Source organism: Paenibacillus sp. Root52 (assembly GCF_001426865.1).
Lineage (GTDB): Bacteria > Bacillota > Bacilli > Paenibacillales > Paenibacillaceae > Paenibacillus.
Genome location: NZ_LMFO01000029.1, coordinates 358,040 through 376,581, shown reverse-complemented (window position 1 = coordinate 376,581; position 18,542 = coordinate 358,040). Strand labels below are relative to the sequence as shown.

The following is an 18,542-nucleotide window of genomic DNA, read 5'->3' as shown; positions in this document are numbered from 1 at the left end:
TATCCACTTAACTTAACTGGATATATAGATAATTTTATTTTCTAACATTAAAATATTCTTTAGAGTTGTCCCTCATAAATATCCTTGTAAATATGGTCTCACCTAAACATACATAGTCGCATTATAACAAAAAAAGCCGTTCCCAAGGAACGACCCTAATACAAACCGTATTTAACTATAACGATTGATTACATACATAGCTCATCTACAATGTTTCTTTGTTAGCTGAGCAGTGATTCCGCACCATCGATCACAATCTCTGCACCTGTAATATGCTTAGATTCCGATGAAGCTAAGAAAGCGACCAGATCGGCAACATGTTCCGGCTGCCCCGGTCCATCTGCAAGTGGCTGTTGTCCTTCTGGGAACTCAATAGGAATGACAATCTGTTGCAAATCATCGGTTTTGACCGTACTCTGATCAATATTGGTTGCAATTGCACCTGGGCAAATGACATTTACACGAATCTTAAATTTTGCAAGTTCCAAGGCAGCCATCTTGGCAAAAGCCACTTGTCCCGCTTTGGACGTACTATAAGCCGACATCCCAAAGCTTGAGAAACGCTGATTCCCATTAATGGAACTCGTAATAATAATGCTGCCTCCGCTACGTTTCTTCAGATGTGGTAATGCATATTTAATGGTGAAGAACGTGCCATCCAGATTCGTTGTAATGATCTGTTTCCAATCCTCAACCTGAATTTCTTCAATAGGTGCAGATACACCGTTAATGCCAGCGTTGGCAAATACGATATCCAGACCTCCAAATAATTCAACGGTCTCCAGAACAGCCTTTTCCACACGGGATGCGTCAGAGATATCGACATCGAATGCTCGCGCTGCACCTTTGTAGACTGAATTAATCTCATCTTCTGTCTTCGAAATGCGATCATTGACCAGATCAAATAAGGCAACGTGAGCCCCTTCGCTAGCAAGCTTAAGTGCTGTAGCTTTTCCAATCCCTGAACCTGCTCCCGTAATAATGGCGACCTTGCCTGCGAAGCGTGATTTACCGTTATGTTGTGTCATTATCTATTCCACTCCTTTTTCTCAGCAATTATGTAAGAATGTACGCGTTGCTTCATAATGATCATGAAGCATATTCTTCACAAGATTACCCAAAAAGAGCGTCTTTTAAATCAAGCATGACCTATTTTTTTACAGATCAACATGCAGAAGAAAATCGTGTTACACAGCGATCCTTCTTCATTCATTCATCTCGTTACCATTCTAGTTCTATGAAAGCGGCATCATCTTCAAGCCCTCCGGTATGCCTGGAATCAAGCAACACTTGAATATGCTCATCCGGAATATAGGCTTGTATCGCATCTAGATCGTTTAGACCGTCCGTATAGAGCTGTAGACGAACATTTTCACTCCCAGACATCTTGGCCTCGAAAATATGCGGTTTGCCACCAACTGTCCCTTCACGTGTAGACCACCGTTCATTGGTACGGCAGTATTTCTGAAAAGTAGCCGATTGCTCTTGTCCGTTTCGCCACAGACGAATACGCGAATCCCCTTGCCAGGCAATCCAGACACGACTCCTTCTGGAAGCACCAGACAGTGTGATTTGACCACACACATACATGGCCTGACTACCCCTGCTTCGTTTCTCCATTAACACTTCACGTAGAAGCAATGGCGAATTATCTAAGGGCTGCAGTTTCTCTAACTGCTCCGATGCAGGGATCGTGAGATCTTGAAGAAGCTTCTCGATCCCCTCTGCACTTGGCACGGATGTGGTTTCCAACCAATCGAGCAGCGAATTACCTAGAAACCTTGCAGCAAAATCACCTAAATAACTCATACCCACACCATCGCATAAAACAAAGTTACATACATTGCCGTTCATACGAACAGCAGCAAAATCTTGACCTGTATCTCCTTGATTCACGGTTTCAGCCGCTCTCCCATATCCATAACGGCATTGAAGAACACCTTGATATCGGGTTAACGGCTGTTCTCCCGTCTGAACACTCACATAACGAAAGTCGCCGCGCCTCTGCTTCGCTTGCACTCTCTGATCTCCTTCGGGCAGTGTTGCCAAACGCATCGTCCTCAAATGAAACCCCTCCTATCTAACAGGCGTAGCAGCGGACATCTGAAAGCCGATGGATACCAGTTCTGCACACGTACCTGGAAGCATCATCAACGCTCCAGGGGCAAGCAGGTAGTCGGCTTCAACTAGCATCTCACGGTAACTCTCTGGCAACACGGAAGACATATTCCGTAGCTTCTCCCCATGTTCATCCTGCAGCACCGTTTCTGAAGAGATCCCTTTCCAACGTCTTGGCTCCGAGATCGGAGTTTCCAGCAAGTGATCGGAAATGAAGATATTCTCCACCAGCACATTGCCATCTGGAACACTCATGCCCATGATTCGTTTAGCGATCGGCTCGGGATCTTCACCTGTCGCCACGCCATCTGTCATATGGCAAACGAGCGGCGCTGGACAGTCTTGCATATTAGGAATCTCAGCCTGAAGAATCTTCTCCGCTTGTAGAAAAGCTTTGGCCGAATCCGAGAACCGCTTAGGTGTAAGATCAGGCAACGAACCAACGGCAGCGATTTCGTCGATCCCTTTAATGCCGTTAAGCAAGTCATACACATCATCACTGTACGCAAGGATGGCAATACGGTAACGAGGTGTCAATCGATTGCCTTTGGTTGAACGAAAGACCATTTGGCGGATGGCCAGAGCCAGTGCATCATAGACCACATCAATCCGTCTACGATTTTCCAGAACCATGTTCATGGAGGCGCTAATATCAATTAAATAGATAATCAATGCAGGTGTGCGCTGGGATGCTTGAATTGTATAGTTCATCTGGGATGAGGTCACCTCCGTCGTTGTTCACATTTATAATTACAGGTTCGGTAGCTTATAATCGCTGTTGCTGAGGAACTTGTTAATCGCGCTCATTCGCGCTGCCACTTTACCTACCCCTTTGAAGTAGGCAGCATCGGTATTATAGAGATTTTTGAAATCCCGAGCATACGATAGAGCATTATCCGTCTTTTTACCAATTTGTGCGTTATACGCTTTGTTGTAGTGTGCAATCAGTGTGACTACGTTCTGAGCACGCTTTTTCTTAAGCGCAGCTTTTTGGGCAGCCTCCTGTTTGCGCTGAGCTTCAGCTGCGGCTTTACGTGCAGCTTCTTGCTTGGCGGCTAGAGCCTCCTGCTCTTTTTTCCATACTAGATAAGCTTCATACTTCGCTTGTTTATCATATTTCTCCTGCTGTGCCTTACGCTCAGCTTCTTTTTTCTGTTGCTCCTGCTTCGCAAGATACGCTTCGTACTTGGCCTGTTTATCATACTTGGCTTGGAGCGCCTTACGCTCTTCTTCCTTCTTCTTGGCCTCAGCAAGTTGCTTCTCTGCTTCCTCCTGCTTTTTCTTCTCATCAGCCGCTAGTTTTGCTGCAGCAGCCTCTTGTTGTTTTTTCTCTTCTTCCTGTTGCTTGAGCGCTGCAGCCTTTGCTGCCTCGGCATCTTCTGCCGCCTTAATCTCTGCGAGTCTAACTGCCTCCTGTTGCTCCTGCTGTTTTACCTCTGCTTGATCAGCCAATATTTTGACCGTTGGTACAGAGCCCGCCAGCAATACAATGAGCACAGCCGAAGAGATCATGAATTTTTTGGATCTATAAAAAGGGAGCCGAACAGGCTGTCCTTCGTCATCCTTGGGATTCATACGTTCATCCAACTCTTTGATTGCTGCCGCAACCTCGATCTGCATTGCACTGTTGTTCGGTATAAAGTGGTGCAATGAACGATACACCTCAAGCGCAGCCGCAGGCTTACCCTCTTCTTCCAATGCTCGTGCCTGAAGAAATAAACGTTGAACCACTGCTTCCTGACCAGGCGGCGGAGTCGATGCTTCAGAATTTTGGTCAGAGCCTCCGTTAGATGACAATGTGCCACTTATGCTACCTGCCACTGTTGTCTCTTGATCATTTGGCAAATGAGATTGATCAGCAGCGTCTTCCTCCGTAACGGTAGGTATAGCAGGTACTTGGTTTGCGTCTAGAGCAGCCAGTGCGACATACCATTCTCCGAATGTGGGACAACTGCTAAGATCATGACTTTCCCAGGCTCTAACGAATAGATCCGCCATTTTGGAGCCCCAGCGCTTATTCAATGAGTCTCGCATAGCGTAATAACGCTCACTGACTGTCTGCATCTCATGTTGATCAAAATAACTTTCGCCCCATGCCTTCTCGACGATCATCGGATCAGACCAGCTTAGCATCTCTGCAATAATAACAGCTCCAGCAAAACGATCCGCATATGAGCTCCACAATCCGCTATGCACTGTCCGATGTGCTGCATAACCAGGTGAACCTGCTAAGAGCGCATCCGGACGATCCATCTTGGAGCTGTACATCTGTTCTACGTCAACAAGTTCAACGGCTGATCCTCCCAGGTTCTCCACTTCGGAAAAAAACGGAATCATCACATTGGGTGCGGACAAATCACAATGAGCAAGCCCACGCTGCTCCATGGCCGAACCTGTTCCTGCTAGTGCTCTCGCTAACTTCAGACTCTCCTCTGCGGTTAGCTCTTTCTGATCACTGATCACATCAAACCAGGTCAGACCTTGCACCCACGGCATTAATACCGCATACAACAAATCAGGATGTTCTCCAATGAGCGCTCCGTTTCTTTCCGGAGTGAGCACATCACGCTTGCATACTTGCAAACCTGGCAGTTCACTATAAGGCTCCATATGCTCAGACTGATAGACCATAGCTGGAATACGGAATTTTGGAAAAAACACTTTTAGTGCTTTGGCCCCATGTAAGGAACCATTACGGGGAATCAATTGGTAGACAATCCCTTGCCTTCCGGCTTGTGCATAAGCCAGACCTGGCGCAGCAGGATGCTGTCCAATCGTATAGGCTATATCGTTGATTACAACTTCATCCCCGGGATTCGGTTGAAAAGACATGCTCATCCCTCTCTCTATCATTTCTGTCATAGTGCAACAAAAACCGGGTGTCGTAAAACGCCCGGTTTTTGTTGCAGTTTCACATCTTCAACTAGCTGCCTGCATATATTCAGGGCGAACTCAGACAACATTTCGGCCTGATCTATGTATAGCAGATTAGCGAGTTTGGTCAGCTGTACGGAATTTGTTAGCGATAGCTGTCAGTTCCGCACTAATGCTATTAAGTGTTTGAACGAAAGATTGCATTTGTTTGCTTGCTTCTTGGAATTCTTGGAAGAAGCGTTGCTTCGTCATACCTTCCCATTGTCCTTCCATGCTAGTGATGGATTGAGTCAATGTAGATACGATTTGCTGACTTTGCTCACCGCTTTGTTTAAATTGATTGGAAACCTGATCAAGCTGTTCTGGGGTAACTAAAATACGTCCTGCCATGTGTAAATTCCTCCTTGGTTTGTGCAATTAAATTTTTGCTTGTTCAAATTGTACTATACCAGGATCGATCGGACAAAAGCCGAAGGACCTACTCCTATTTACCCCATTTTCAGGCAATGAAACTTCCCCTAACAGACTATTTACATAAACAATTCACTTTCTACTGTGCTGTTCTCGGGACTCACTATCCTACAAGCCTAAGAAACAACAGGTTCGGTTCCTCTCCTTCCTCGAAAGGAAGGATCTGTGAATCTCCATGCTACAGGTTCAGGCTGCATAGCCTGAATTAATGTCGCTGGGGAACCAGCTGGTGGAGCGGCATCCTGTACACGATACACTGCCGCCACCGCGGAAAGGGGATCGGATACAATAGCAGTAGTTGCGGAATGATCGGGTAAGATCTCTCCTGCATGATTGTTCTCAAGCACATGGAGCATGTTAACCGCATTGCTGTAAGTTGTGTTCACATGACCCAGCACCGTGCGGTACTCCATATCAACCTGTTGGAATACCACGGCCTTGCGTCCCAATTGCACGCTCAAGTCCATGAAACGACGCACTGCATCTTCGCCGACCCGCTTACTGTGGTTCCATTCACTCATCACAGCAGCACGAGCTTCAACTTCCCAGTCTAACGAATGAATTGCCTGATCCAATACTGTCATCTTTTGCTGTATTTGCTCCGCCGCATACTGAATCTGCCTGCTCAGTGCCCGAAGCACATCCGGTTCCACACGAATGCGCATTTACCATCACCTTTCCTCTTCCCCTGCAGGCTGTTTAAGCCAGTCCAGCAGCATCTCGTGAAACTGTTCTCTAGTCGTCAGTGCTGCAACAAGCCAATCATCTGAAGCGGCTGTGCTCATACGGAATAACCAATTCGAAATCGAGCTAACGGTAAACGCCGCTGACTGTGAATTCCATTCATCTCCGTTCCACACAAGCAAACGCAGCTCTCCATCTGATTCCTTGTTTACCAAACAGCGTGCCAGGGCAAGTGATCCATCCGAATCATTCGTCTCCTGCGCTAGCTCATCTGCCACTGCTTGAACTTCCTTGCCATTTAACTCATTCAAGACTTCATAGAATTTTTTCTTAGAGCACATAAGAGCTGGCTTCTCATCAGGAGAATGGCCACTCCACTTCATTCTTTCGATCAGACAATCAATAGCTTCACGAACATTCCCCAGATCTGATAACCGGAAAGATTCCGGTTCGTCCACAACGCGTGAAACTTCGACGACGCGCTCGTCCGTGCAATGAATATAACTTTCACAGGACTTGCCCCTCGACGTGTAGCGAATCCAACAAGCTCTGTCAGACAATCCGGCAATGGCCACTCTGGAGAATACGGTCGGTGTCATGATCAGTTCATTGCTGTTCTGATCCTGTATTAGATATCCTTTGTCGAGCAAGGAAGTTTTGACGCGCTCCCACTCCAAAGCAATGTCTTCCGCCATATACCCGCGGAAAGGATCTTCAACGCCAAGCAATCGGTCTGAGCCTAGAATACCAGCCAGAAAAAAAAGTTCTTTTATTTGCAAAGTGACTACCTTTTGCTTGGAATCATGAACCGTCAACATTATGAGCCACCTCCCCTCAAACTACAACATGCCATCGGTCACGAATTTCAAAAATCCAATCATTCATTTTCCAGTTGTCATCACACGGAACTGCACCTTTAACCCTGGAATATTTACGTTTTACATAATAACCTTGACCTGGTGGCAGTACCTTCAGCCCAGCCGAACTGCCTCCAGACTCGGAATAAGGAATACGAAAGAACGAGAGATCGTTAGGGTCTAAAGTCCCGAACAATAATCCGCTTTGGGAAGCTTTTACATCACTTACCCAATCAGATCCAAAGGTCGGGAAGTCTGCAGGAACACCTGACAAGATAACATGAATTCCCCGATCCCTACCTTGACGAACAATTACACCTAATTGATCCTTCACGTTGAAATCATTTAATTGTTTGGATAATGTTTCTGCATCATCAATGGTGAGCACGATTTCCGGACCCCCGGCAATCTCGCCTCGCTTCAGTACTTCATCGTACAACTGTTGGATCACTGGCGCAAGCTGATCTTCCCGTGATACGTGTCCTCGGACATGGGGCAAACTGCTGATCTCACCCAGTCCGCCAGAACCATAGCGCATATCCACGGTGTATATTTGTACTACTTCTGGAGAAGCATGATACGCCAATGATAACATCCAAGTCAACAAAAATGTTGTTTTTCCGCCTTCCATCGGACTCGTTACCATAAAGTGTGGTCCCTCACGCAGGTTCAAAAGGAATGGCTCCAAATCATCTGTGAGCAACCCTACAGGAACCGTTACAGAAGACTCATTTACTTGACCATACGTACCTGTTCGGATAAGAACATCTTTCAGTTTCACTTCTTCCGGAAGTGGAGCAATCTGAGGCGCTTGCTCTCCTGTCCACGCATCTCTGATCTCAGCAATTGTGCGGCGCAACTCAGATGAACGTTTCCCTTCATCTGCACCTGACGACGGTAAGGCTGCCTGGAACATCAGTGGTGGAACTTGTCCCTTCACGAGCCCTCTTCCTGGCGGAAGCTGACTTGGCGCTTTAGAAGGTCTTCCGACTGCATAATAATAGTCACTCGGATCAGATAATTCAAAAGATACTGCATTCGGTATGTTACTTCTAAATTTCTCAAAAATATCAGTGACTCGATTAGCCGTGAGTACAAAAGTGATACCTAGACTTCCACCTTCACGAAGAATCGTCTCTAACAATTCATTTTCCTCTGGATAAGCATTTCGGAAAGAAAGATATCCGTCAATTACAACGATGACCTGAGGCACAGCTTCGTGAGCTGTCCGACGGTAAGCTGAGATCGTTTTGACACCAGCTTCTGAGATCATGTCTTTACGCTGTGCAGACAATTTCAATATATATCGGAACAAACGTTTGATCCGATCTTCCTCTTCGGCCATCATCACACCACCGACCTGTGGAAGACCAGCAAAGTCCTTCATCATGCGCCCCATATCAATAATGTATCCATGCCATGATTCTGTACGCTCAGATCTAGCAAGTGACATGAGCATGGTCTGTACAAATGTCGTTTTGCCCAGTCCAGGCATACCGTACACGACGAGATGGCCTTGATCAATTGGAAGCGCAAGAGGCTCTTGGCGTTGGTTTGGTAGATCATCGAGCAAGCCAACTAGTGGTTTCAGCCCGCTAGCACCACCGTCAAGCAGCACTTCCCTGTTCTTTTCTTCCTGCCAGTCGGTCAGGCTATCCCATTCCAGTGTTTCAGGCAAAGGTGGCAACCAAGGCCCTGGCAGACGATCAATTCCCGCTTCTTCCGCGGCTTGAGCAACATAATCGATAAAGACCTGAAGCTGTTTAGGGACATCGTCTCCTTTGAGCACAGCTCTGCGTTCACCAGTCAGCAGAGGCTCCCGCTTCCCGTTCAAACGTACTTCCATGACGGGCAATACGGAGGTTTTATCTTCCTGCTGATTATAGGGTGCACCGCTCCAAGCAAACTGCATCTCTTCGAATACTTCATCACTGCCGACTTGGAAATACCCTCGACCCGGCTTCGTAATCCATGCCGCATTCGGAATCTTAATCATATCTCGGCTGTCTCCTTCGCTTTGAACGCGAAGACAGATGCGGAAACGGGAGTTACTCCAGATTTTATCATCGACAACACCAGCCGGCTTCTGAGTTGCCAAGATCAGATGCACTCCGAGCGTCCGGCCAATAGCTGCTATACTAATCAATTCATCCATGAATTCCGGCTGATCCCGTTTCAACTGAGCAAATTCATCTATGATAATAACGAGATGGGGCAAAGGCTGTTCATGCCTTGAACGTAGAATTTTGTAATATTCATCGATATGCTGCAGATTGCCTGCATCATTTAATATCTTCTGTCTTCTAACCAGCTCGGCTCGAAGTGAAATATTCGCACGTTCAATCAGATTTCCATCTAGATTGGTAATTGTACCTACGACGTGTGGTAAGCCAACAAACGTATTGGACATCCCGCCACCCTTGTAGTCAATCAACATAAAAGCAAGGTCGTGCGGGTGAAATTCAGCCGCAAGCGATGCAACAATGGACTGAATGACTTCACTTTTCCCTGATCCGGTGGTTCCTGCAATTAGACCATGCGGCCCATGACCCTGACGTTCAATTTTGTCATGCAGGTTAATGGCTATTTTCTTGCCACCCGCACGCACACCCATAGGAACAGGTAGCGTATCTGGATATCGAGTTTGGCTCCAGCGTGATACAACATCCAGATCCTCCACGCGTGATGTACTTAACATATCGAACAATGGAAGCACCTGTGGAATATCCGAAGCGGAAGAGCGCTTCAAACGGATCGGAGACATGTAACGTGACAACGCCTCTGCAGATTCTTTAGAGATTACGTCTGGTGTGTACGTTTGCTGAACGACATCGGCATCCTCTGTTTTTTTGATATATACACCCTTGCCTTTGGAAGCTTCCATAATAAGCTGGCAGTGCATCGGAAGAGATTCCTTCCGATTGGCTAATATAATCGTGCACACATCGATCTCTTGAGCCGATTCCAACAGAAGCGGCAACAGTGGCTCTTCTTCAATTAATTGTGTTTCCGACAAAATGACCACATAACAAGGCGTTTGTACCGTTTTTTTGTAACGATCCTCCTTGTTGTTCCGCCGCCGGTTTAACACGGAAAACAAGCTGTCCGCCAATTGATGCGCACCGCTGTGCCTGTCGGCCATATACCGCTGTCCCTGATCTTCATCCCAAATATGGGGAAGCCAGCGCAACCATTCCCATTCCTTGCTTTCTTTTTCTTCATAAAAAGCAGCAATTTTGAGCTCATCTGGAGAATGGCGCACGGTAAGTTGTGAAACGATCACACGCAGTGAAGTCAGCACTTCCTCACGATTCCCTACCAACCCCATGACTTTCGATTGGAATAACGGTAGGGTGATTGATGCATCGGGTACAGTCTCAAATTCAGAAGCAAGCTCGTGAGCAGCCTCTATTAATTCATCCTTTTCATATCCATCTGGACGTGGTACCTGAAGCTTAATTCGAAAAGGAATTTCCCCTGTACCAATCCGCACCTGCATAAAGTCATCATCTTCTGGCGAACGTTCCCACAAGGAACTGTTTCTGTTCTTTACAACTTGTAGACAAACACCCGGATCGCCGTGAATTTCATACAAACTCTTCACTTGTTCCGCTTGAGCTTCCTTCAGCTCTTCACGATGCTTGTCCAACTGAGCACGGTACATCGCCTTACGCTCTTCAATCTTTTTTCGATAATTCTTCTTGTTACTTAAATATACAAAGAATGGAATCGTATACGATGTTAACATCATCATAACGGTCATCATCTGAAACATCATAAAGGTAGGGTTACTAAATTTACCTGTTAGATTAATATATACATAGAAGCCGATGCTCACCATCGTCATCATAATGGGAATAACGATGGATATGATTGAGAATGTAGGTTTGCTAGGTTCAGCAGGAGGCCTCAAAATTTCGAGCTTATCTTCCTTAAGAACCGGCGTCATTCTTGGAGAACGCTGATATAACACATTCACGAAGAGAAGACCTCCTTAATAGTACGTGTTCAAAATCAAAAGCGAACCTTTTGAACAACCTTTTTAATTGTTGATAATATGATATATACGTTCTGAATCGTCATTCGTTGCTGTCCTGTTGGAACAGTGAGCGTCTTCCGTATACCGGCGCTTCTTCTAACGTCGTTGAGAACGCACGTTGAATTCGCACACAGCTACCCTGTCTTAGCCCCGTTTCCATTAGTTGCTGACTATTCTGCGGTGAGAACCACAGCCCCTCTGGAAACTTAGCTTCAAGGATATATTGAATGCCATCCCCAGGCGCCTGTCCAAATATACGGACGCCAAGCAATGTTTTCAAATGTTCAATCGTACATTCATCCGGGACTTCAATGTCGAACCATTCGCCTTCCTCCCGGCCGGAATACACGGTAAGAATCATCAAATCCCTCCCATAGTCTCATATGTAAATTGTCCTAATGTCAGATTAAATCAAAAAAAAGCGGATGAAACACGGTTTCAACCCTTATTTTCTTACATAACCCCTTTGTTTGCAATGTACTATCTGTAATTTTGTTACATATGACCCACGTTTATATTAAAATATCGTCCCTTGGTCTCAGAACTTTGGAGGCAGACTTACGTTTTCAATTTGCGAGGATGCGAAAATCGTTTGTTTTCTACCATTTAAATGGGAATAAAACTTTATTACCTATCCGTTTATTCCTTCGCCCACAATTGAATTGTGAACACTTTTCAAACATTCATCACCTTTATGTTTTCATAAGCTGATTTTAAGGTAATTTTAAGCATTGGTATTTAATATTACCTGTATGAAATAACTCCGTGAGGTGATTTCAAGTGAGAACACTAATAACTTTTCAAAACAAATCAATCCCTGTATATTTTAATCAAGAAAACAAACAACCTGTGCAAAAGACATTAAGATTGCTTAGCAGTGCTCTAGAGCACAAAATTAGCAACGGTAAACGAGCTTTACAAAAATGTTTGCACTCTTTGATTAGTATTGAGATTGTTAATGGAGAAGCCATTCTCCACAGTCGCAGTGAAAATGACTCTCTGGCCTTGTCTTTATATTAAGTCGAGTCCACGTGAATTCATCTATAATGAAATGCTGCGTCACTCGTTCTATACGAACTATAAGAAAAAGGAAGCTGCCACTAAGGACATGCTTCCTTTTTTATGTTGAAGCACAATCTTATCTATTGGTTAATTTACTCGGCTCACGCTATAGCCGGTCTCACTACCTTCTGCAACCTCCGCTTTATGAATTCGAATGACAAACAATCGCACTAGGTTAGCCCGTGTATGTTCTTCTTGACATGAATTCAGTTTCCTCAGAATAAAACGGTCAATGGACATGAAATTCAAGCCCCTTTACCTTGGATTTTACGGATCTGTTCTTCCGTGTATCCATAAATAACCATATCCAGACTTCCCCAAACCCATTTTCACCGTTTTTTTTCACATGCTTTTTAGGGTATGTAAAAACGTGCAAAAGCCCGTCCTTAAAGGTAAAAACGGGCTTTTGCTTGTTATTGTCGATTTCAAGCGAACAAGGTCTCATCCTGCAATCGGTTTATGTCCTGTAGACCTTTAGTCGACATCACTCACACCAGGATACGTGCGATATTGATGCTGTAAACTAATCCAGCGGGTGCGCGTGAACTTCTCTATCGCCCAGTCGCCGCCGAATCGGCCAATGCCTGAAGATTTCTCTCCACCAAACATAACATGAGCCTCGTCGTTTACGGACTGGTCATTGACATGAACCATGCCTGATTCGATGCGTTTAGCAACTTGATAACCTCTCTCCAGATTCGTCGTAAATACCGAACCACTCAAGCCGTATGGCGTATCGTTGGCTAAACGAACAGCTTCAGCCTCATCCTTTGCTCGCATTAAGACAGCAACCGGGCCAAACAATTCCTGTTGCACAATCTCCTGCTCAGGCTTCACGTCAGCCAGCACTGTCGGCTGTAACACACTGCCTTTGCTTGATCCACCAAGCAACAACCGGGCTCCCGCCTCTTCTGCGTTCTTCACAAGTTCAAGCAGACGTTCTACTTCTTTTTCACGGATAAGCGGCCCTACAAGTGTATTGGAATCTGCTGGATCCCCCGCTTGAATTTGTTTTACTTTGGCAACAAATGCATCTACAAAAGAGTCATAAATATCGGTATGAACGATAATACGGTTCAGCGCCATACAAATCTGCCCTTGATGCAGAAACTTTCCAAATACTGCGGCCTCTGATGCTCGTTCAATATCCGCATCCTCCAGCACAACCATCGCATTGTTACCGCCTAATTCCAGCGCCGTTTCTTTCAGATGCTCGCCAGCTAATTTACCGATGCCTTGTCCGACTTCTGTTGATCCTGTAAATGAAATGACTTTTGGAATTGGATGAGCAACGAAGTGGTCTCCAATCTCACTTCCGCTTCCTGCAACGACATGCAGTACACCTTTTGGCAATCCGGCTTGATCAAATAAATCTGCGATTAGCCAGCCTGCAGTAATGGGTGTATCAGAAGCCGGCTTAATCACAACACCATTACCTAGTGCAATGGCAGGTGCAACTGAACGCAAGCATAGATGTAGCGGAAAATTCCACGGCCCGATCACCCCAATTACTCCTTTGGGTTCACGCACAACTCGGTTCTCTTTGCCAGCTGTATTAGAAGGTAGTATCTCCCCTTTCATTCGATAAGGGAAAGATGCAGATTCGTCTACGATGCGCTTGGCCGCAGCGAACTCCGCTTCAGCTTTGATCCGAGTACTTCCGGATTCAGTAATGAGCAACTGAATAATTTCATCTTTGCGCTCAACCATCAGCATGGATACCTTGCGCAGAATTTCTTCTTTTTGACTAGGTAATGTCTGACTCCATTCCACCGATCCCTTCTCGGCAGCTTCATATGAACGATCGATGTCTTCTTTATTAGATGACCGCCAAGTGGCGATAACTTCTCCTGTATACGGATTAATATTCTCCATGGTTTTCTCACCGGAGCCTTCGATCCATTCGCCATTAATATATTGTTTAGTCCATGTTTGCTTCGTGTCCATTAAAGTCATCTGAATACGCCTCCTAATCAAGAAATCATGTTTACTTATCATGCAGTGTAGTACATCATTAACCTTGTTAAGGATTACGCAAACGTTAATTTAGATCTCTCTGACCTATACAGGACAACTCGTGCGAGCGCATACCCGTCCGTTAAACCTCGTGATGATACGATCATTCCTGGCTTTGTGACCTCTTTCCAAAAAGCTGCAAGTCTTGCCACCCATAGGCAACTTCGAGCTGATTCTCACCACTGACAGATAACGTCTGGCTATGAACTAAGGTACCACCCATCTGCTCATAGAAACGACAAGCTGGATTCTTCTCCAACGCCCAGATCAGTAGGCTCCGCAGTTTTAGTGTATGAAGATATTGGACAACTTGATTAGCAAGCATTGTTCCAATTCTCTGTCCCTGTGCAGCTTGCAGTAAATAGATCGCATAAATCTCCCCATCATAAGGCAACTTGCCTTCTCGCTCTCTACCCCCACAGGCAAATCCGACAATTTTCCCATCCGCTTGTTCGGCTACCAACAGAATCTGCTCCTTTTCGCTAGAACGAATCATCTGCTCCCACTGAGGTACTCTTGCTTCTGTAGTCAAATGATCCAAAAATTCATCGGGTATGATCCCCCGGTAAGTGGTCTTCCAACTCTCGGTATGTACATAAGCGATAGCTTTTGCATCCCCTTCACGGGCTTGTCTAATCTGCATAATCATTTCCTCCTTCTCATTGAGGGTGAAGATACCATTAACGTTATAAAAAATCCGACCCTAGGGCCGGATCTTTACCTTGGTGCCTACAGATACTTTGGAAGAAAGATCCAACACATCTGAGTTATACATCCGGATGCAACCATGTGAAACAGATTTTCCTATAGACGAGGGTTCATTGGTTCCATGTATGCCGTAATGAGGTGCAGATAACCCCATCCACAGTACACCAAATGGTCCTCCAGGATTCGATTGTTTATTAATGATCGTAAACTCTCCACTTGGGGTTTGAGTGAGCATCTTCCCTGTCGCCACAGGATATCCTTTAACCACTTGGTTGCCATCCAGTAGATATAACATATGGTCTGATAGGTCAACAATGATGTTGTAATCCGGCATACTAACATCCCTCCTGACCTATCCTATGCCAATCTCATCACAGATGCCCGCCTGATTTCAAGCTTCATCCCACTCTCTGATGCTTCGGGCATGCTTCGGTTTGCGATTGTTCACTGGCTTGCTCGTTGCTGTTCGACGTTTCGAAGCCTGAAGCTCCTTACGCTGCTGAAATTGCAATTCCTTCTGCATTTTCAGATAATTATCAAGTCTTTTCCCCTCTAACGCGCGGTTCTGTATCGCCTCTCTTACAGCGCAGCCAGACTCACGAGAATGACTGCAGTTATGAAACTTGCACGAAGTAGCCAACTGCTCAATTTCACCAAATGCTAGTGCTAATCCCTGATCGCCTTCCTCCCACAAGTTAAGCTCCCGCATTCCTGGTGTGTCAATCAATACCGCTCCTTGAGGTAATACAAACATCTCACGATGTGTCGTTGTGTGTCTGCCTCGACTGTCTGCCTCCCTGACAGATTGAGTAAGCTGTACATTCTCGCCGAGTAACCAATTGACCAAGGTCGACTTACCGCTCCCTGAAGAACCCGTCAAAGCAACGGTCATGCCAGGTTGCAAATATCGTTCAAGCTGTTCTTTCCCCTGATCCTGCACTGCCGACAAGGCGATGACTTCAACACCTGGGGCAATGCCTTCCACGAGTGCCATCTGTTCTTCTATATTAGAGCAAAGATCGCTTTTACTCAGCACGATAACAGGTCTAACGCCTCCATTCCAAGCCATAATCATATAACGTTCCAGCCGTCGGAGATTAAAATCATAGTTAAGCGCTGCGACAATTAGCAATGTATCCACATTAGCCGCAATCAGTTGTTCTTTCGTTACGTTTCCCGCAGCCTGTCTAGATACTCTGCTTCGTCTCGGCAACATACTGTGAATCATCGCCTCATCACCCGCCTGACCCGAAACCTCAACCCAATCCCCTACAGTAAGACCTGTACCAGTCTCTACATGCTCGCGGCGTAATCGGCCTGTTGATCTTCCCCAGCCTTCACCATCCGCAGTCATTATTCGTAGTAAATGTCCATGATCTGCGATGATTCTGGCTGGTTTCCTCTCGGCATGATTCATGTCTAACGTTATCCATAGCTCTTGCCAATGTGTAGACCATCCATACTCTTCCAAATGTTTATTCAAATTCGTCTTTCCTCCCAAAAATGATAATGTGATTCGGACATAACGACAGATTGACCTATGTGCCCCGGTTCGGTATCCAAAATAAAAACCACGAGTCTCAAGCACCCGCGGCAAATCATTGTTGAATGAATTAGAGAATGACTTTCATAGGGTAAGATTCAGAGGCTCTTATGTTAAGACCCCCCACCCGCAATAAAAGAACATTCCTAATAGCAACAAAAAAAGCCACAGGTACGTCACCCGTGGCTTCATTGTTGCATGCAATAATACATACCCTCATAACAGACATAACTGTCCTGTGGTTGTATAATTATACGCTCTGATCCGTTCCGGAGACGCTGTTCATATTCAAATTAACGTATAGTGCCATTAAGTTTGTCATATTACATCGCCTCCCTTGTAGATTTATCCAACATATTACACACCTGACTGAATTGTTGTCAAGACCAATTATTTAACTTGATCCCAACGTGTCCACATTTCTTTTGGATTCAGTTCGTAAACTCCGTCTTCACGATACATGAACTGGTGCATGATGAACTCACGCCGGATCGTCGCGAAATCCTCATGATAATTTTGAATGAAAGCATTGATTTCCTTCTCCGTATACTTGCGTCCGAATTCAAGTTGCTCGGCCAAATGACCAAGAACAATCAGCTTTTTCTTATATTGCGCTGGAATTTGGCGAATTCGCCCATCCTTGGAGAAAAAATTCCGCATCACGGATGCTTTTAGCGTTTCGTTGACCTCACTCATCTCAGTAACCTCCTTACTTTTAAAAATAAAATCAACGGAAGCTTGTGCATGCTCACGAATGAAAGAAGGATTTAAGGAGAAATATACAATGTTCTTCTCTCTTCTTTCTTTAATGAGTGCAGCTTCTCGTAGTTTCGATGCGTGATGTGTCACCGTTGGCTGGGACAAGTTCAACCGCTCAGCGAGAGCCTGTCCGTGCAATTCTCCTTGGGATAACAACAACAGCATGCGAAGTCGGGTTGGATCAGCTAATGCTTTGTGATAAGCCACTATTTTCTCCAACTGCATGAATGATTCAGCTCCATTTCAATCTCAATAGATTAGATGATTATCTAATTTGATGTTAATCTTTTGTCCAATTAAAGTCAAATCCTTTATTTTTGCGTGGCAGTTCAGCCTATATACCTCCTTACGCTGGCATTAGAGTGTTATTTACGGTAGGATTATATTGCTGAATTTAAGGAGGAGTAAGAACATGGAAGATGTCATTATTATCGGTGGAGGACCCTGTGGTCTATCTGCTGCCATCGAATGTGAACGGTTGGGATTATCTGCTGTAATCGTAGAAAAGTACAACATTGTACAATCCATCTATTTGTATCCAACCCATATGCAATTTTTTAGCACGGCTGAGTTGCTTGAGATCGGAAATGTTCCGTTTAGCACGCCTAACGACAAGCCGTTTCGTTATGAGGCCCTTGCCTATTATCGCAAAGTCGCTGAACATTTTAACCTTCGTGTTCATAACTATGAGGAAGCTCACTCAATCAAGTGTAAGGACGATGGAACGTTCGAAGTACATACGATGAACCGACGTGGGCAGACTGTTATTCATGAGGGACGTAATATCGTTGTAGCTACAGGTTATTTCGATCATCCTAACTACCTCGGCATTCCGGGTGAAGACAAAGATAAGGTTACGCATTATTTCCGTGAAGCCCACCCTTACGCTCAGACCCGTGTTGCCATTATCGGAGGAAGCAATTCTGCCGTAGATGCCGCGATGGAACTCGTTCGTGTAGGTGCTCATATTGATATGGTCTACCGTGGAAGCGGATTGTCTGAACATATTAAATCTTGGGTACGTCCATTATTTGAGAGCATGGTTCAAAAAGGACGGATTACCTTACATCTCAATTCACGTGTTGATGAAATTTTGGATGATTCTGTTCGTCTATTGCATCATGACGGAACAACCAGCGAATTGGAAAATGATTTTGTATTAGCCATGACTGGTTTCCGTCCCGATCGTAAACTGCTCACTTCTGTAGGGGTGGAAATGTCCGAAGATATGGATAAACCCAAGTATGATCCCCAAACGATGGAAAGTAGTGTTCCCGGCATTTATGTGGGCGGTGTTATTGCATCAGGTCGTAATGCCAATGAAGTATTTATTGAATCTGGGCGCTGGCACGGAAAATACATTGCGGAACATATTGTGAGCAAGAATCGTAAACTTTCCGAAGGGAAATGA

Annotated in this window: 17 protein-coding genes; 2 read left to right on the top strand and 15 right to left on the bottom strand. The window is 45.3% G+C overall.

Features of this window, described 5'->3' with window-relative positions:
• Nucleotides 1–221: 221 nt before the first annotated feature.
• From ASD24_RS22705 to ASD24_RS22665, 9 genes are all read right to left on the bottom strand, one after another.
• Nucleotides 222–1,028: an SDR family oxidoreductase gene (locus ASD24_RS22705; RefSeq protein ID WP_056700798.1), complete on the bottom strand. Its 807-nt coding sequence runs from the start codon at nt 1,026–1,028 to the stop codon at nt 222–224.
• A 193-nt stretch (nt 1,029–1,221) separates the two neighbouring features.
• Nucleotides 1,222–2,055, bottom strand: coding sequence for a protein phosphatase 2C domain-containing protein (locus ASD24_RS22700; protein ID WP_056701167.1), 834 nt, complete (start codon nt 2,053–2,055; stop codon nt 1,222–1,224).
• Between the two features lie 21 nt (nt 2,056–2,076).
• Nucleotides 2,077–2,829 carry a vWA domain-containing protein gene (locus ASD24_RS22695; protein WP_056700796.1) on the bottom strand — a complete coding sequence of 251 codons (753 nt, stop codon included), beginning with the start codon at nt 2,827–2,829 and terminating at the stop codon, nt 2,077–2,079.
• A 39-nt stretch (nt 2,830–2,868) separates the two neighbouring features.
• Nucleotides 2,869–4,950, bottom strand: a complete 2,082-nt coding sequence (locus ASD24_RS22690) for a hypothetical protein (protein WP_056700794.1) — start codon at nt 4,948–4,950, stop codon at nt 2,869–2,871.
• Between the two features lie 156 nt (nt 4,951–5,106).
• Entirely contained in the window at nt 5,107–5,382 is a 276-nt protein-coding gene (locus ASD24_RS22685) for a WXG100 family type VII secretion target (protein WP_056700792.1), read from the bottom strand.
• A 197-nt stretch (nt 5,383–5,579) separates the two neighbouring features.
• Nucleotides 5,580–6,128: a WXG100 family type VII secretion target gene (locus ASD24_RS22680; protein ID WP_056700790.1), complete on the bottom strand. Its 549-nt coding sequence runs from the start codon at nt 6,126–6,128 to the stop codon at nt 5,580–5,582.
• 6 nt (nt 6,129–6,134) lie between these two features.
• Complete coding sequence (locus ASD24_RS22675; protein ID WP_056700788.1) at nt 6,135–6,965, bottom strand: hypothetical protein; 831 nt, start codon at nt 6,963–6,965, stop codon at nt 6,135–6,137.
• A 16-nt stretch (nt 6,966–6,981) separates the two neighbouring features.
• Entirely contained in the window at nt 6,982–10,983 is a 4,002-nt protein-coding gene (essC, locus tag ASD24_RS22670; RefSeq protein WP_056700786.1) for a type VII secretion protein EssC, read from the bottom strand.
• 100 nt (nt 10,984–11,083) lie between these two features.
• The gene (locus tag ASD24_RS22665) at nt 11,084–11,404 is read right to left on the bottom strand and encodes a hypothetical protein (RefSeq protein ID WP_056700783.1); all 321 of its coding nucleotides are present in this window, start codon (nt 11,402–11,404) and stop codon (nt 11,084–11,086) included.
• 419 nt (nt 11,405–11,823) lie between these two features.
• On the opposite strand from ASD24_RS22665, the gene ASD24_RS31125 reads away from it, so the two are divergent.
• Entirely contained in the window at nt 11,824–12,063 is a 240-nt protein-coding gene (locus ASD24_RS31125; protein WP_082560509.1) for a hypothetical protein, read from the top strand.
• Nucleotides 12,064–12,192: 129 nt separating this feature from the next.
• Here ASD24_RS31125 and ASD24_RS30800 read toward each other — a convergent pair whose 3' ends face one another.
• The 6 genes from ASD24_RS30800 to ASD24_RS22635 form a co-directional block, all read right to left on the bottom strand.
• A complete protein-coding gene (locus tag ASD24_RS30800; protein WP_186380865.1) occupies nt 12,193–12,345 on the bottom strand; it encodes a hypothetical protein in 153 nt (50 codons plus the stop codon).
• Nucleotides 12,346–12,579: 234 nt separating this feature from the next.
• Nucleotides 12,580–14,061, bottom strand: a complete 1,482-nt coding sequence (locus tag ASD24_RS22655) for an aldehyde dehydrogenase family protein (RefSeq protein ID WP_056700780.1) — start codon at nt 14,059–14,061, stop codon at nt 12,580–12,582.
• A gap of 163 nt (nt 14,062–14,224) precedes the next feature.
• Nucleotides 14,225–14,764, bottom strand: coding sequence for a GNAT family N-acetyltransferase (locus ASD24_RS22650; RefSeq protein ID WP_056700777.1), 540 nt, complete (start codon nt 14,762–14,764; stop codon nt 14,225–14,227).
• 60 nt (nt 14,765–14,824) lie between these two features.
• The gene (locus tag ASD24_RS22645) at nt 14,825–15,163 is read right to left on the bottom strand and encodes a L,D-transpeptidase (RefSeq protein WP_056700775.1); all 339 of its coding nucleotides are present in this window, start codon (nt 15,161–15,163) and stop codon (nt 14,825–14,827) included.
• A gap of 57 nt (nt 15,164–15,220) precedes the next feature.
• Nucleotides 15,221–16,312 carry a ribosome small subunit-dependent GTPase A gene (rsgA, locus tag ASD24_RS22640; protein ID WP_235540753.1) on the bottom strand — a complete coding sequence of 364 codons (1,092 nt, stop codon included), beginning with the start codon at nt 16,310–16,312 and terminating at the stop codon, nt 15,221–15,223.
• 450 nt (nt 16,313–16,762) lie between these two features.
• Nucleotides 16,763–17,356, bottom strand: a complete 594-nt coding sequence (locus ASD24_RS22635; protein WP_056700772.1) for a DUF2087 domain-containing protein — start codon at nt 17,354–17,356, stop codon at nt 16,763–16,765.
• Nucleotides 17,357–17,543: 187 nt separating this feature from the next.
• Here ASD24_RS22635 and ASD24_RS22630 point away from each other — a divergent pair, with 187 nt between their 5' ends.
• The gene (locus tag ASD24_RS22630; RefSeq protein WP_056700769.1) at nt 17,544–18,542 is read left to right on the top strand and encodes a YpdA family putative bacillithiol disulfide reductase; all 999 of its coding nucleotides are present in this window, start codon (nt 17,544–17,546) and stop codon (nt 18,540–18,542) included.

What these genes read in the sequence shown, in the direction of transcription:
- ASD24_RS22665 (WP_056700783.1), bottom strand. Translation starts at nt 11,404, where the DNA reads ATGATTCTTACCGTGTATTCCGGCCGGGAGGAAGGCGAATGGTTCGAC.
- ASD24_RS22655 (WP_056700780.1), bottom strand. Translation starts at nt 14,061, where the DNA reads ATGACTTTAATGGACACGAAGCAAACATGGACTAAACAATATATTAAT.
- ASD24_RS22650 (WP_056700777.1), bottom strand. Translation starts at nt 14,764, where the DNA reads ATGCAGATTAGACAAGCCCGTGAAGGGGATGCAAAAGCTATCGCTTAT.
- ASD24_RS22685 (WP_056700792.1), bottom strand. Translation starts at nt 5,382, where the DNA reads ATGGCAGGACGTATTTTAGTTACCCCAGAACAGCTTGATCAGGTTTCC.
- ASD24_RS22630 (WP_056700769.1), top strand. Translation starts at nt 17,544, where the DNA reads ATGGAAGATGTCATTATTATCGGTGGAGGACCCTGTGGTCTATCTGCT.
- ASD24_RS22645 (WP_056700775.1), bottom strand. Translation starts at nt 15,163, where the DNA reads ATGCCGGATTACAACATCATTGTTGACCTATCAGACCATATGTTATAT.
- ASD24_RS30800 (WP_186380865.1), bottom strand. Translation starts at nt 12,345, where the DNA reads ATGTCCATTGACCGTTTTATTCTGAGGAAACTGAATTCATGTCAAGAA.
- ASD24_RS22705 (WP_056700798.1), bottom strand. Translation starts at nt 1,028, where the DNA reads ATGACACAACATAACGGTAAATCACGCTTCGCAGGCAAGGTCGCCATT.
- ASD24_RS22695 (WP_056700796.1), bottom strand. Translation starts at nt 2,829, where the DNA reads ATGAACTATACAATTCAAGCATCCCAGCGCACACCTGCATTGATTATC.
- ASD24_RS22690 (WP_056700794.1), bottom strand. Translation starts at nt 4,950, where the DNA reads ATGTCTTTTCAACCGAATCCCGGGGATGAAGTTGTAATCAACGATATA.
- ASD24_RS22700 (WP_056701167.1), bottom strand. Translation starts at nt 2,055, where the DNA reads ATGCGTTTGGCAACACTGCCCGAAGGAGATCAGAGAGTGCAAGCGAAG.
- ASD24_RS22635 (WP_056700772.1), bottom strand. Translation starts at nt 17,356, where the DNA reads ATGCAGTTGGAGAAAATAGTGGCTTATCACAAAGCATTAGCTGATCCA.
- ASD24_RS22675 (WP_056700788.1), bottom strand. Translation starts at nt 6,965, where the DNA reads ATGTTGACGGTTCATGATTCCAAGCAAAAGGTAGTCACTTTGCAAATA.
- ASD24_RS22680 (WP_056700790.1), bottom strand. Translation starts at nt 6,128, where the DNA reads ATGCGCATTCGTGTGGAACCGGATGTGCTTCGGGCACTGAGCAGGCAG.